The 13,680-nt window shown below is 67.0% G+C and carries 14 protein-coding genes; 9 read left to right on the forward strand and 5 right to left on the reverse strand.

Going from position 1 to position 13,680, the window contains the following annotated elements; translation table 11 throughout:
- Window positions 1-63 precede the first annotated feature (63 nt).
- Window positions 64-903 carry an alpha/beta fold hydrolase gene (locus BLIN9172_RS02115; RefSeq protein ID WP_101553644.1) on the forward strand — a complete coding sequence of 280 codons (840 nt, stop codon included), beginning with the start codon at window positions 64-66 and terminating at the stop codon, window positions 901-903.
- A gap of 73 nt (window positions 904-976) precedes the next feature.
- Here the strand turns inward: BLIN9172_RS02115 and BLIN9172_RS02120 are convergent, their stop codons facing one another.
- The 4 genes from BLIN9172_RS02120 to BLIN9172_RS02135 form a co-directional block, all read right to left on the reverse strand.
- The gene (locus tag BLIN9172_RS02120) at window positions 977-1,270 is read right to left on the reverse strand and encodes a hypothetical protein (RefSeq protein WP_101553645.1); all 294 of its coding nucleotides are present in this window, start codon (window positions 1,268-1,270) and stop codon (window positions 977-979) included.
- 17 nt (window positions 1,271-1,287) lie between these two features.
- Window positions 1,288-2,985 (reverse strand): sodium:solute symporter family protein, encoded by a 1,698-nt coding sequence (locus tag BLIN9172_RS02125; RefSeq protein ID WP_101553646.1) that lies wholly within the window; start codon window positions 2,983-2,985, stop codon window positions 1,288-1,290.
- A 149-nt stretch (window positions 2,986-3,134) separates the two neighbouring features.
- Window positions 3,135-3,893, reverse strand: coding sequence for a DeoR/GlpR family DNA-binding transcription regulator (locus BLIN9172_RS02130; RefSeq protein WP_101553647.1), 759 nt, complete (start codon window positions 3,891-3,893; stop codon window positions 3,135-3,137).
- A 66-nt stretch (window positions 3,894-3,959) separates the two neighbouring features.
- Window positions 3,960-4,676 (reverse strand): IclR family transcriptional regulator, encoded by a 717-nt coding sequence (locus BLIN9172_RS02135; protein ID WP_025777351.1) that lies wholly within the window; start codon window positions 4,674-4,676, stop codon window positions 3,960-3,962.
- A gap of 176 nt (window positions 4,677-4,852) precedes the next feature.
- Between BLIN9172_RS02135 and leuC the strand changes: the two genes are divergently transcribed.
- From leuC to BLIN9172_RS02170, 7 genes are all read left to right on the forward strand, one after another.
- Complete coding sequence (leuC, locus tag BLIN9172_RS02140) at window positions 4,853-6,337, forward strand: 3-isopropylmalate dehydratase large subunit (protein ID WP_101553648.1); 1,485 nt, start codon at window positions 4,853-4,855, stop codon at window positions 6,335-6,337.
- A 16-nt stretch (window positions 6,338-6,353) separates the two neighbouring features.
- Window positions 6,354-6,953 (forward strand): 3-isopropylmalate dehydratase small subunit, encoded by a 600-nt coding sequence (gene leuD, locus BLIN9172_RS02145; RefSeq protein ID WP_025777349.1) that lies wholly within the window; start codon window positions 6,354-6,356, stop codon window positions 6,951-6,953.
- 205 nt (window positions 6,954-7,158) lie between these two features.
- Window positions 7,159-8,475, forward strand: coding sequence for a UDP-N-acetylglucosamine 1-carboxyvinyltransferase (gene murA, locus BLIN9172_RS02150; protein WP_101553649.1), 1,317 nt, complete (start codon window positions 7,159-7,161; stop codon window positions 8,473-8,475).
- The gene (locus BLIN9172_RS02155; protein ID WP_025777347.1) at window positions 8,472-9,245 is read left to right on the forward strand and encodes a lysophospholipid acyltransferase family protein; all 774 of its coding nucleotides are present in this window, start codon (window positions 8,472-8,474) and stop codon (window positions 9,243-9,245) included. Before murA ends, BLIN9172_RS02155 begins: the two co-directional genes overlap by 4 nt.
- The gene (locus BLIN9172_RS02160) at window positions 9,242-10,255 is read left to right on the forward strand and encodes an NAD(P)H-dependent glycerol-3-phosphate dehydrogenase (protein WP_101553650.1); all 1,014 of its coding nucleotides are present in this window, start codon (window positions 9,242-9,244) and stop codon (window positions 10,253-10,255) included. Before BLIN9172_RS02155 ends, BLIN9172_RS02160 begins: the two co-directional genes overlap by 4 nt.
- Window positions 10,256-10,300: 45 nt before the next feature.
- Window positions 10,301-10,834, forward strand: coding sequence for a YbhB/YbcL family Raf kinase inhibitor-like protein (locus BLIN9172_RS02165; protein WP_025777345.1), 534 nt, complete (start codon window positions 10,301-10,303; stop codon window positions 10,832-10,834).
- A gap of 91 nt (window positions 10,835-10,925) precedes the next feature.
- Window positions 10,926-12,041, forward strand: a complete 1,116-nt coding sequence (locus tag BLIN9172_RS02170; RefSeq protein ID WP_101553651.1) for a D-alanine--D-alanine ligase family protein — start codon at window positions 10,926-10,928, stop codon at window positions 12,039-12,041.
- 46 nt (window positions 12,042-12,087) lie between these two features.
- On the opposite strand, the gene BLIN9172_RS02175 is transcribed toward BLIN9172_RS02170, so the two are convergent.
- A complete protein-coding gene (locus BLIN9172_RS02175) occupies window positions 12,088-12,612 on the reverse strand; it encodes a DUF3515 domain-containing protein (protein WP_025777343.1) in 525 nt (174 codons plus the stop codon).
- A 32-nt stretch (window positions 12,613-12,644) separates the two neighbouring features.
- Between BLIN9172_RS02175 and thiL the strand changes: the two genes are divergently transcribed.
- Window positions 12,645-13,679, forward strand: coding sequence for a thiamine-phosphate kinase (thiL, locus tag BLIN9172_RS02180; protein ID WP_101553652.1), 1,035 nt, complete (start codon window positions 12,645-12,647; stop codon window positions 13,677-13,679).
- Window position 13,680 lies beyond the last annotated feature (1 nt).

Genomic DNA, 13,680 nt, shown 5'->3' on the forward strand with positions numbered 1-13,680 from the left:
GAACCTCCACGGTTCATGCTGGAACCTCAGATGAGGATGGACTCGGAGGGGCGGGGGAGCGGCATGGATATCTGCGACGTCAATGGGGTGAGCCTCGGCGTCGAGGAGTTCGGCGGGGCGGATGCGCCGCTGGTTCTCTGCCTCGGCGCTCCGACGATGCTGTCCTGGCCCGATGCTCTGTGCGTGCAGCTGGCTGCGCAGGGACGCCACGTCGTGCGCTGCGACCTCCGCGATGCCGGGACCTCGAGCCATGGTGACCTCGAATCACCGGACTACACTCTGCGAGACCTCGCCGCCGATGCCGCCGAACTCGCTCGAGCCTTCGACGGCCGACCCGCTCATCTGGCGGGAATCGGCATCAGTGGAATGGTCGCGCAGGTCGCGGCTCTCGACCATCCGGATGCGTTCTCGGCACTCACTCTCATCGGCACCCGACCGGTAGCACCCGGACCCGTCGACGATGACCTGCCGGATCATGATCAGGCCACCATGGGTTCGCTCTTCACCCGACCGCAGCCGGATTGGTCGGACGGCGACGAGGCGGCCGAGTTCATGGCCGAAGGAGCACGGATCCTCGGCGACGATCCCGCGGAGGCCCGCGACGTCGCGGCCCGCATCTGGGAACGGACGCAGGACTCGAATCCGGAGTCTCACCGGGCCGATCAGCTGGGGATGGTGTTCTCTCGCCTCGACTGCCGGCCACGCTGGCGAGAACGACTGCCACAGCTGCGGGTGCCGACGCTGGTCGTGCACGGTCGACGCGATCCTTTCTTTCCTGTCGGCAATGCAGAGGCGCTCGCCCGGGAAATTCCAGGTGCCCGACTCCTCGTCCTCGAGAACGGATCGAGGGCCGTGCCGGCCGCGGACGTCCCTGAGGTCGTCGCGGCGATGTCGCGACTCTGAGCGCGATGGCAGGACTCTGACCCGACCCCGCGCGGGCATAGGGAATCAGCCGACCCCGCGCGGACTCAGGGGATCAGTTCGTGTCGGGGGCTGCCTCGGTGCCGGTGTCCGTACTTTCGTCGGGTGTCTCGACGATCCGGAGCGGACGCAGCCGCGCCCAGATGAGGAAGACGGCCGCGGCGATGACGAGACCGATCCCGGTCCACAGGTTTGCATCGACCCCGCCGGTGCGCTCGGCTTCGTCGGGAGTGAAGCCAACGATTCCGGCGATCGTGAGGATAATGCCGAAGATCGCCAACAGCGCACCGATGAAGTTGCGGACGTCGAAGGCGCCTGCGGTCTTGGTCTGTACGTTGGAATTGCTCATGGGAATCACGGGCTCCTTCAGCCGAATGTCACGTTGAGGATGATGACGAGCACCAGGGCGACACCCGCGACGGGCACGGGGCGCTTCCAGAACGGCGCCTTCGGTTCGCCGAGGTCCTCGAAGTCGGACTTCGGGGTCTCCGAGTAGACGAGTCCGCGCAGCTCCGCGGCGGGCTTCGGCGTGGTGAACAGGGTGACGATCACGGACAGGACGATGTCGACGACGAACGCCGTGCTGGCAGCGAGGAATGCGGCACCCTGGCCGGGCAGGTCGAGGACTCCGGTCTCGGCGAGGATGAATACGAACACGGCCGAGAGTGTGCCGCCGACGAGGCCGACCCAACCGGCGGTCGCCGACATCCGCTTCCAGAACATACCGAGGATGAACGTGGCGAACAGCGGGGCGTTGAAGAAGCCGAACAGCGTCTGCAGGTAGTCCATGAGGTTGGAGAAGTTGCCTGCGATGAGAGCGGTGAAGATCGCGACGACGCAGGCGCCGATCGTCGCCCACCGGCCGATCTTCAGGTAGTAGTCGTCCTCGCGGTCCTTGACCACGTACTGCTGCCACAGGTCGTAGCTGAAGACGGTGTTGAATGCGGAGATGTTCGCGGCCATGCCGGCCATGAACGCGGCGAGCAGGCCGGCGATCGCCACACCGAGGAGGCCGTTGGGCAGGACTTCGCGCATGAGCAGCAGGAGCGCATCGTTGTACGTCACACCCGTCTGTTCGAGCGCGGTCGCCTCGTCGATGTTGGCCGAGACCTCCTTGAACTGCGTCATCTGCGGAACGAGGACCGCGGCGATCATGCCGGGGATGACGACGATGAAGGGGATGAGCATCTTCGGGAAGGCGCCGATGATCGGGGTCAGGCGCGCGGCGTTGATCGACTTCGAAGCCATGGCGCGCTGGACCTCGACGAAGTTCGTCGTCCAGTAGCCGAAGGACAGCACGAAGCCGAGGCCGAAGACGATGCCGACGACCGAGAGCACGGGGTTCGAGAAGCCGGAGAGCTGCTCGCCCGGCCAGCTGCTCAGCTGTTCGGCGCCGAGCATTCCGTCATTGCTCACCTTGTCGACGAGTCCGTCCCAACCTCCGACGCGGTTGAGTCCGATGAGGGTCAGCGGCAGGAGAGCTGCGACGATGACGAAGAACTGCAGCACCTCGTTGTAGATCGCCGCACTCAGCCCGCCGAGGGTGATGTAGGACAGGACGATGGCGGCGGCGACGATGAGCGTGATCCACAGCGGCCAGCCGAGCAGACGGTTGACGATCGTGCCCAGCAGGAACAGGTTGACACCGGCGATGAGCAGCTGTGCGACGGCGAAGGACAGCGCGTTGACGAGGTGAGCACCCGTGCCGAAGCGTCTGCGCATGAACTCCGGAACCGACCGGACCTTCGAACCGTAGTAGAAGGGCATCATCACGACACCGAGGAACAGCATCGCCGGGACCGCACCGATCCAGAAGTAGTGCATCGTCGGCATGCCGTACTGGGCGCCCGTGGCGGACATGCCCATGATCTCCACGGCGCCGAGGTTGGCCGAGACGAAAGCGAGACCCGTGACCCATGCAGGGAGGCTCCGTCCGGAGAGGAGGAACTCGATGCTCGAGGAGATCCCGCGTTTGGCGAACCACCCGATGCCGAGGACGAAGATGAAGTAGATCGCTATCAGCAGATAGTCGATCCACTGTGCGTCCAAGCGGATTGCTTCCAAGGTTCCTCCATATGCGTCAGTGCACGGTTTCAAAATGCGTCAATGCATGGATGCGTGTGGTGTGTGACACCCGAGTGGACACTTTAGAGGATTGTGAGCCTGATCGCTAGTGATCGAACCTGAACAGTTTTGATCGTTTGGTCGGCAGGTCAGACGACCTCGACCTCGACGCCTGCCTTGCGCAGGGCCGTGAGTTCGGATTCCGAGCTCTTCGAGTCGGTGATGAGCTGCTGGATCTGTTCGGTCGGGACGGTGAGCACCGATGCGCGGAGCCCGACCTTCGTGTGATCGACGAGGGCGGTGACGCGTCCCGCCCCGGCGGCCATCGCTCGGTCCGTGTCGGCGACGGGGAACGCCGGAGTCGACAGGCCGAAGTCCGCGGCCAGACCGTTGCCGGAGAGGAAGACGGTATCGGCGCGCAGACCGAGCAGCTGTGACACCGTGGCGCCGCCGACGAAGGCCCGAATGGAATGGCGCAGCAGACCGCCGACGACGATGACCTCGTTGTCGGGGGAGGAGACCATGGCCTCGGCGACGAGCAGGGAATTCGTCACCACGCGCAGACCTGAGCGCGTGACGAGCTCCTTGGCCAGCAGCTCGGTCGTCGTCCCGGGGCCGAGTGCGACGACATCGCCGTTGCGCACCTGCGCCGCAGCGGCGCGAGCGATCGCCGTCTTCTCGGCCAGCGCCTGCTCGAGCTTCTCCGCATAGCTCGACTCCCGCGCGCTCGATGCCAGCACGGCACCGCCGTGAGTGCGGACGAGCCTGCCCTCCTCGGCGAGCTGATCGAGGTCACGGCGGATGGTCACGGCCGAGGTGTCGAGCTTCTCCGACAGGGAGGTGATGGAGACGGCGCCGTCTCGCTCGATCGTGTCGACGATGATATTGCGTCTCTGAGCGGCGATCATGGGGCCATAGTACAGACAGCGGGCCCGGGAGAGGATTCTCCCGGGCCCGTAAGAGTGCGGCAGCGCTCAGCCGCGCACGAGTGCTTCGGTCAGCGCACGTGCGGCGTCGATGACCGACTTCGCATGCAGCCGACCGGGCTGGCGGGTGAGCCGGTCGACCGGTCCGGAGATCGAGACCGCGGCGACCACGCGGTTGCTCGGCCCGCGCACGGGAGCCGACACCGAGGCGACGCCGCGCTCACGTTCGGCGATCGACTGTGCCCAGCCTCGGCGGCGGACCCCGGAGAGCATGGTCGCGGAGAATCGGGCACCGCGCAGGCCCGTGTGCAGACGGTCCGGCTCCTCCCAGGCCAGCAGCACCTGAGCGGCCGAGCCGGCGCGCATCGACAGGGTCGCACCGATCGGCACGGAGTCGCGCAGACCCACGGGGCGCTCGGCCGCGGCCACGCACAGACGCAGATCGCCCTGGCGGCGGAAGAGCTGAGCGGACTCACCCGTCTGATCGCGCAGCTGGCCCAGAACGGGCCCGGCCGCGGCCAGCAGACGGTCCTCTCCGGCGGCCGAGGACAGCTCGGCCAGGCGCGGCCCGAGGACGAAGCGTCCCTGCAGGTCGCGACCGACGATGCGGTGGAATTCGAGGGCAACAGCCAGGCGGTGGGCGGTGGGGCGTGCCAGTCCGGTCAGCGTCACCAATTCGGCGAGAGAGGCGGGTCCGGCCTCAAGTGCGGAGAGAACCATTGCGGCCTTGTCGATGACCCCGACGCCGCTACCATTGCTTGTCATAGGCACCATTGTGCGCGTCTCAGTGGGCGAGATGCAAGTTCGCATTGCGATACGGCCGAGTAGATTTCGAATACGCACTCACTCCAGTGCACACATCGCAGTTCATCGACGCGGTCGTACCTCGGCCCGTCAGGTCTACATCGGGTGCAGAGATCCCTGCACCGGCGGGAGGAACCATGCCACGCACATTGGCCGAGAAGGTCTGGGCCGATCACGTCGTCTCACTTGGTGTTGACGGTGCGCCGGACCTTATCTACATCGACCTCCACCTCGTCCACGAGGTGACCAGCCCGCAGGCCTTCGACGGACTCCGACTCGCCGGACGCCCCGTGCGCCGTCCCGACCTCACCATCGCCACCGAGGACCACAACACCCCGACGTGGGACATCGACAAGCCGATCGCCGAACCGACCTCGGCCACGCAGATCAACACCCTGCGCAAGAACGCTGAGGAATTCGGCATCCGCCTGCACAGCCTCGGCGACGCCGACCAGGGAATCGTCCACGTCGTGGGGCCGCAGCTGGGCCTGACCCAGCCGGGCACCACCGTCGTCTGCGGCGATTCGCACACCTCCACCCACGGAGCCTTCGGGGCGCTCGCCTTCGGCATCGGCACCTCCGAGGTCGAGCACGTCCTCGCCACCCAGACGCTCAGCCTCAAGCCCTTCAAGACGATGTCGATCACCGTCGACGGCGATCTGCCCGAGGGCTCGAGCGCCAAGGACATCATCCTCGCGATCATCGCGAAGATCGGCACCGGCGGGGGACAGGGCTACGTGCTCGAATACCGCGGTTCGGCCATCCGCCAGCTGTCGATGGAAGCCCGGATGACGATCTGCAACATGTCGATCGAAGCCGGCGCCCGCGCCGGAATGGTCGCCCCCGATGAGACGACCTTCGACTACGTCAAGGGCCGACCGCATGCCCCCGAGGGTGAAGACTGGGACGCGGCCGTCGAGTACTGGAAGACCCTCTACACCGACGAAGGCGCGGAATTCGACGCCGAGGTGGTCCTCAAGGCCGAAGACATCGAACCGTTCGTCACGTGGGGCACGAACCCCGGCCAGGGTCTGCCGCTGTCGGCAAGCGTACCCAGTCCCGACGACTTCGCCGACGAGAACGACAAGGCAGCCGCGGCCAATGCGCTGGCCTATATGGGGCTGACCCCGGGCACGCCGCTGCGCGAGATCGAAGTCGACACCGTCTTCCTCGGCTCGTGCACGAACTCCCGGATCGAAGACCTCCGGGCCGCCGCCGAGGTGGTCCGCGGACGCAAGAAGGCCGACAACGTCCGCTTCATGGTCGTCCCCGGCTCCGCGAAGGTCCGCCTCCAGGCCGAAGACGAGGGCCTCGACGTCATCTTCAAGGACTTCGGCGGCGAATGGCGCTTCGCCGGCTGCTCGATGTGTCTGGGCATGAACCCCGACCAGCTGGCCGACGGCGAACGCTGCGCCTCGACCTCGAACCGCAACTTCGAAGGCCGCCAGGGCAAGGGCGGACGCACCCATCTCGTCTCCCCGCTCGTGGCCGCGGCCACCGCCGTGCGCGGCACCCTGTCCTCTCCGGGTGATGTCGCCGACCTGCCGCGGGACGCCGAACCCGTGGAATGGGCCGACGACCGCCTGTCCCTGACCCTGACACCCGTCTCGGCGAACGACTGACAAAGGAGGACGAGCCATGGAAGCGTTCACCACCCACACCGGCATCGGCGTTCCTCTGCGCCGATCCAATATCGACACCGACCAGATCATCCCCGCGAAGTTCCTCAAACGCGTCACTCGCACCGGATTCGAAGACGCCCTGTTCTACCGCTGGCGGACCAGTGACGACTTCGTCCTCAACGACCCGAACTTCGCGTCCGGCTCCGTCCTCGTCGCCGGCCCCGACTTCGGCACCGGATCCTCCCGCGAGCACGCCGTCTGGGCGCTCAAGGACTATGGCTTCCGCGTCGTCCTGTCCTCCCGTTTCGGCGACATCTTCCGGGGCAACTCCGGCAAGGAGGGCCTGCTGGCCGCCCAGCTGGAACAGGCCGATATCGAGCTCATCTGGAAGATCCTCGAGAATCATCCCGGCACCCCGATCACCGTGGATCTGAACGAGAAGACCGTGACATGCGACACCGTCACCGTGTCCTTCCAGATCGACGACTACACGCGCTGGCGCCTGCTCGAAGGCCACGACGACATCAGCCTCACCCTGGCCAAGGAAGACGAGATCGTCGCCTACGAATCCTCCCGCTTCGCCTTCAAGCCCACGACCCTGCCCGCCAAGGTCTGAGACTCGCCGAGGCGGGCCACCGCCGCCATCGGACCCCCACCGAGGCGGCCCGCCGTCACGGTCGGGCGCGACCTCGGGGCCGGCTTAGGCGAATCGGTGGGACACCGTCGGCTGGGTTAGTCTAGGACGGTGCCCGCCGCAATCGTGGGGCACCGTCTCCGGGTGGGAGCCCGCCCGGATCCGATCATCGGAATCAGGGAGGAACATGCTCGAAGTACGTGGGGGAAACCCGCTGGACGGCACCGTCCGCGTCCGCGGCGCCAAGAACCTGGTGCCCAAGGCGATGGTGGCCTCTCTGCTCGGCGAGACCCCATCCGTGCTGCGCGGCGTGCCCCAGATCCGCGACGTCGAGATCGTCACCGGACTCCTCGAACTCCACGGAGTCCGCGTCACCTCGGGGCCCGACGGCGACCAGCCCGACGGTGAACTCCACCTCGACCCGGCCGAAGTGGCCCAGGGCTCGATCGTCGACATCGACGCCCACGCCGGTTCCTCACGCATCCCGATCCTCTTCTGCGGACCTCTCCTGCACAGCCTCGGTCAGGCGTTCATCCCCGACCTCGGCGGCTGCCATATCGGCGACCGCCCCATCAACTTCCATCTCGATGTGCTCCGCAAGTTCGGAGCCGTGGTCGACAAGACCCCCGGCGGCATCATGCTCAAGGCACACAGCCGCCTGCAGGGAACGAAGGTCGAACTGCCCTACCCCTCCGTCGGAGCCACCGAACAGGTGCTGCTGACCGCGGTGCGCGCCGAAGGCGTGACCGAGCTGCGGGGTGCGGCCATCGAACCCGAGATCATGGATCTCATCGCGCTGCTGCAGAAGATGGGCGCGATCATCACCGTCGACACCGAGCGTGTGGTGCGCATCGAAGGCGTCGACACCCTCCGTGGGTTCACCCACCGCGCCCTGCCCGACCGCAACGAGACCGCGTCCTGGGCCTCGGCGGCACTCGCCACCGGCGGAGACATCTTCGTCGCAGGCGCCAGCCAGCCGGAGCTCATCACCTTCCTCAACGTCTTCCGCAAGATCGGCGGCGAATTCGAGGTGCAGGAGAACGGCATCCGCTTCCGCCATCCCGGCGGCAAACTCCGATCCTTCGCGCTGGAGACCGACGTCCACCCCAGCTTCATGACCGACTGGCAGCAGCCGCTGGTCGTCGCGATGACTCAGGCCGAGGGGCTGTCGATCATCCATGAGACCGTGTACGAGAACCGGTTCGGCTTCACCGACGCCCTGCGTGATATGGGTGCGCAGATCCAGCTCTACCGCGAATGCCTCGGCGGCACCCCCTGCCGCTTCGGGAGGCGGAACTACCAGCACTCGGCCGTGATCTCGGGGCCCACCGACCTCAGGGGCACCCGCATCGACGTCCCCGATCTGCGCGGCGGCTTCAGCCACCTCATCGCCGCTCTGGCCGCCCGGGGCGCGAGCGAAGTCCACGGCATCGAACTCATCAACCGCGGCTACGAGAACTTCCTCGACAAGCTCATCGGACTCGGCGCCGAGGTGTCCGCATGAGGGCTGAACCCTCGCCCCGGGCCGCCCACGAGCCGAAGCCCCTCGTCGCGTTCGACCCCGCCTCGGTGCGCTCGCAGAACCGGGCGGGCACCGTCGCCGCCACGGCGGCCTTCGGGCTCATGCGCACGGCCACGAGGATGAGCGTGCGGGGGACCGAGCACCTGCCGCCGGCCGGCACGGGCATCATCGTCGCCGCCTACCATGCCAACCATCTCGACCCGATCCTCGTGGGACTGGCGCTCAAGCGCCACGGACGGATGCCGCACTTCCTCGCGAAGTCGACACTGTTCACAGGTGCCCTGGGCGTCATCCTCAAGCGCATCGGGCAGATCCCGGTGCTGCGTGCCTCGGCGCAGGCCGGGGACTCCCTGGCATATGCGAAACAGGCCCTGGCCAACGGTCAGACCGTCGTCATCTATCCCGAGGGCACCTTGACGAAGGACCCGCAGCTGTGGCCGCAGCACTTCAAGACCGGCACCGCTCGGCTGGCGCTCGAGACCGGAGCCCCGATCGTCCCCGTCGCCCATTGGGGACTGGACACGGTCTACCCGCGCGGGCAGAAGAAGGTCCGCTTCCGTCCCTTCAGCCACGACTCGGTCGTCGCCTTCGGTCCCGCCATCGACTATTCGGATCTGTGGGATCGCCGGGATGAGAAGAAGACGATGGGAGACCTCTCCCAACGAGTGAAGAACACCGTGGCGGCGATGGTGGCCGAACTGTCCGAACGCGAACTGCCGCAGCGTTTCACAGCTAAGGAGTCTGGCGAATGAGCGTCGACAAGATCACCGTCCTCGGAGCCGGATCGTGGGGAACCACCTACGCCGCGGTCATCGCCGACGCCGGTTTCCCCGTCACCCTGTGGGCTCGCCGCCCCGAGGTCGCCGCGGAGATCAACTCCATGCACACCAATGAGCGCTATCTGGGCGAACGGGTTCTGCCCGAGGGGCTGAGCGCCACTGCTGACGGCATCGCCGCCGTCACCGATGCCGAGGTCATCGTCCTCGCCGTCCCCGCCCAGACCCTGCGGGAGAACCTCACCCGCTGGAAGCCGCACCTGCGTGAGGGTGTGAAGCTCGTGAGCCTGATGAAGGGCATCGAGGTCGACACCGGAAAGCGCATGTCCGAGGTCATCGCCGAGGTCGCCGAGGTCGCCGAATCCCAGATCGCCGTCGTCTCGGGTCCGAACCTCGCCCGTGAGATCGCCGACCGGCAGCCCACCGCCACCGTCGTCGCCTCCTCCGACATCACCACCGCCGAGGTGGTCGCGGAGATCAGCGCGAACGCGTACTTCCGGCCGTATACGAACACCGATGTCGTCGGCGTCGAGATCGGCGGTGCGATCAAGAACATCATCGCCCTGTCCGTGGGCATCGCCGACGGGCAGAAGCTCGGCGACAACTCGAAGGCCTCGATCATCACCCGCGGTCTCGCCGAAACCTCTCGCCTGGCTGCGGCCATGGGCGCCGAGGCGCACACTCTGTCCGGGCTCGCCGGACTCGGCGACCTCGTGGCCACCTGCGCCTCTCCCCTGTCACGCAACCGCACCTTCGGGCGCCACCTCGGTGAGGGGATGAGCCTCGAGGACGTCATCGCCCACACCTCACAGACAGCCGAGGGTGTGAAATCCGCCCCCGCCGTCCTCGCCCTGGGCCGACGCAACGGCGTCGACCTGCCCATCACCGAGGCGGTCTGCGCAGTGCTGAACGGACAGCTGCAGGTTGACGAACTCGCCGGATTGCTGTTGTCTCGGAAACGTAAGCACGAAGGACCGCCAGCCTGAGGCGAAGCCCGTCTCAGGCCGATCGCTGGACAATTAGGAGCACCCATGAGCGCCAACTCACCGTTCTTCAACCTTCCCGAACTTCCGACCTTCACGCTGACCAGCACCGACATCGACGACGGTGGAGTGCTCAGCGGCCCCCAGCTCTCCGGCGCCATGGGCGTGCCCGGCGGTGAGGACGTCTCCCCGCAGCTGTCGTGGTCCGGTTTCCCGGCAGAGACCAAGGCCTTCGCCGTGACCTGCTATGACCCCGACGCTCCGACGGGGTCGGGCTTCTGGCACTGGGTCGTCACGGACCTCGACGCCTCGGTGACGAGCCTGGAGGCCAATGCCGGCGATCCGGCCGCCGACCTCCTGCCCGGCGGAGCCGTGACCCTGCGCAACGATGCCGGCGAACCCCGCTTCGTCGGTGCCGCCCCGCCGCAGGGCCACGGACCGCACCGTTACTTCTTCATCGTCACCGCTCTGGCCGAACCGCTGGGCATCGACGAATCCGCGTCACCTGCCTTCGCCGGCTTCAACATGTTCTTCAAGGGCATCGGCCGCGCGTGGCTGGAATGCACGTTCGAGGTCAAGTGAGCTAGAGTCTTTCAGTCCGCGCACACCTGACCCGCTGTGCGCACCCCGTGCCCGGTCCCAGTGCGCGGGAGTACCAGTTCAAAGGAAACTCATGGCAGACAACGATCACCGGCCCCGTGTCGCAATCCTCTTCGGAGGCCGTTCGAGTGAGCACTCCGTCAGCTGCGTCACCGCGGCCGGAGTGATCGGTGCCATCGACTCCCAGGCCTTCGACGTCCTGCCGATCGGCATCACGAAGACCGGCGTGTGGCGGGTCGTCGACGACTGGGCGAGCATGCGCTTCGATCCCGACGCCATGCCCGAAGTCACGGACAACGGCACCGAGGTGATCCCTCCGGTCTCCGCCGACGGGGCGCCTCTGCTGCACCGGGATGCCGAGGGCACCTGCACCGAACTGGGTGCGGTCGACGTGTTCTTCCCGCTCCTGCACGGACGCTTCGGTGAGGACGGAACCCTGCAGGGACTGTTCGAACTCAGCGACACCGCATTCGTCGGCTCCGGAGTGTTCTCCTCCGCCGCGAGCATGGACAAACACTTCACGAAGTCGCTCATGGCTCAGGCCGGAATCCCGACCTGCCCGTGGGAACTCGTGACCGAGACGATGTGGGCCGCAGACCGCGCCGAGGCGGAGAACCGAGTGGCCGGGCTCGGCCTGCCCGTCTTCGTCAAACCCGCCCGCGCCGGATCGTCCATGGGAGTCAGCCGGGTCGCCGAAGCCGCCGACCTCGAAGCCGCCCTGCTCGGTGCGTTCGAACACGACTCCAAGGTCATCGTCGAACCCGAGGTCAGCGGCCGTGAGGTCGAATGCGCCGTGCTCGGTTCCCTCCATGACACGGACCTGCGCGTGTCCGCACCGGGCGAGATCCGCGTGAGCGGAGATCATTCCTTCTACGACTTCGACGCCAAGTACCTCGACCTCGCCGCCGCCGAGGTCACCTGTCCGGCCGACCTCGACGAGACGGTGACGGCCCGGGTTCAGGATCTGGCCGCCTCGGTATTCCGCCTCTTCGACTGCACCGGACTCGCCCGCGTCGACACGTTCGTCACGGACACCGGAGACGTCGTCATCAACGAACTCAACACCCTGCCCGGGTTCACCCCCACCTCGGCGTACCCGTTCATGTGGGCGCAGTCGGGACTCGACTACTCCGAACTCATCGGCGAACTCATCTCGATCGCCCTGATCGACCACTCCCGCGCGAAGTGAGACGGGGCGCCATATGCGGCGCAATCGCGTCCGCGGCGGGCGGGCTCTAGTCGGTGATGTCCTCCGCGCCGACGCATTCGTGCTCCGGCGGGATCTTCGACAGTGTCGGTGAGATCGCGGCGAGCACATCGTTGCCGGACTCGGCCTTGCGGTTGACGAGCACCTCGACCGCCGGTGTGCGACCGTAGCTGGTGAACCTCCACGTCGAATCGTCGTCGTCCACCGGTTTCGAGATCCAGTCGACCCCGGACACGCTCACGCACTGATCGGTCGTCGGGCCGGGAGGAGTGACTCCGCAGCGCAGCACCGCGACATTGGGATCTCCCCACGCCTTCGTGCCCTGCGAGGAGGTCGTGCGAGCCTTCTCACCCGAGATCTCATCGGGCAGGGTGAGCATGATGTCGGCACACTTCGGATTCGCCGCGTCCTCGGCGGGTTCGACGATGACGGTCCGCGAACACCCGGTGACTGCCAGACTGGTGAGCACCGTGGCCAGCGCGACGACGGTGAGAGAACGGCGACGGTGCGCGGGCCGGGCGCTGCGGCGCGTCGAAGCAGAGCGAGATCTCATAGGACTACCGTATCGCCCGATAACCTGGAGCCATGACCCGACTGTCCGAACTTGGCGAATCACACATCATCTCCCGCGTGCTCACCCGCAATCCCAGCAGCGCACAGGTGATCGTCGGACCCGGAGACGATGCGGCCGTGACCGCACCGGACGGTCAGCTCGTCTCGACGGCGGACATGCTCGTGGAGAACGAGGACTTCACCCGTGTGTGGTTGGACTGGGGGCAGCTCGGAGTCAAGGCAGCGGCCCAGAACCTCGCCGACGTCTGCGCCATGGGCGCGACCCCGCACGGACTGCTCGTGTCCCTGGCCGTTCCCGATGACACGGACATCGCCTGCCTCGAAGCCCTGTACTCCGGTCTCATCGACGAAGCGGCACGAGCGGGGACGGCTTTGGACTGCACCGTGCCGATCATCGGCGGGGACCTGTCCTCGTCGCGCCTCATCGTCATCGCCATCACCGCGCTCGGGACGGTGGAGAAGGGCCACGAGATCCTGCGCTCCGGTGCCCAGCCCGGAGACGCGCTCTTTCTGGCCGGGACCGTCGGGCGAGCGGCCGCCGGCCTCGACCTGCTCTTCGCCGGAGCGCGACGCGACACCGTCGGACCTGAGCTGCGCTCCCTCATCGAGACCCAACTGGCGCCACGGCCCGACTACGGAGCACTGGCCACGATCGGCGCCTCGGCGATGATCGACGTCTCCGACGGACTCAGCCTCGACCTCGCCCGGGTGGCGACCGCCTCGGGGGTGGGAATCGACCTCGAGTCGACCCTGCTCCGCGAGCTCATCGACCCGCTGCTGCCGGCGGCAGAATTCGTGCTCGAGGCCCGAGAGGCGAGTGGGACAGGCGATGCGAACGGTACGACCTGTACGGCCACGACGGCGGAGGACCTGGCACTGTCCTGGGTCCTCGACGGGGGAGAAGACCACGGCTTCGCCGCGTCGGCGCCGTCGCGTCAGGACCCTGGAGTAGGCTGGCGGAGAATCGGAGCGATCCGCACCGGAGACGATGTCAGCCTCGACGGCACCCCCGTGCCGGCGAGCGGTTTCAGCCATTTCGGGAAGTGAC

The sequence above is a fragment of the Brevibacterium linens ATCC 9172 genome, assembly GCF_900169165.1.
Lineage (GTDB): Bacteria > Actinomycetota > Actinomycetes > Actinomycetales > Brevibacteriaceae > Brevibacterium > Brevibacterium linens.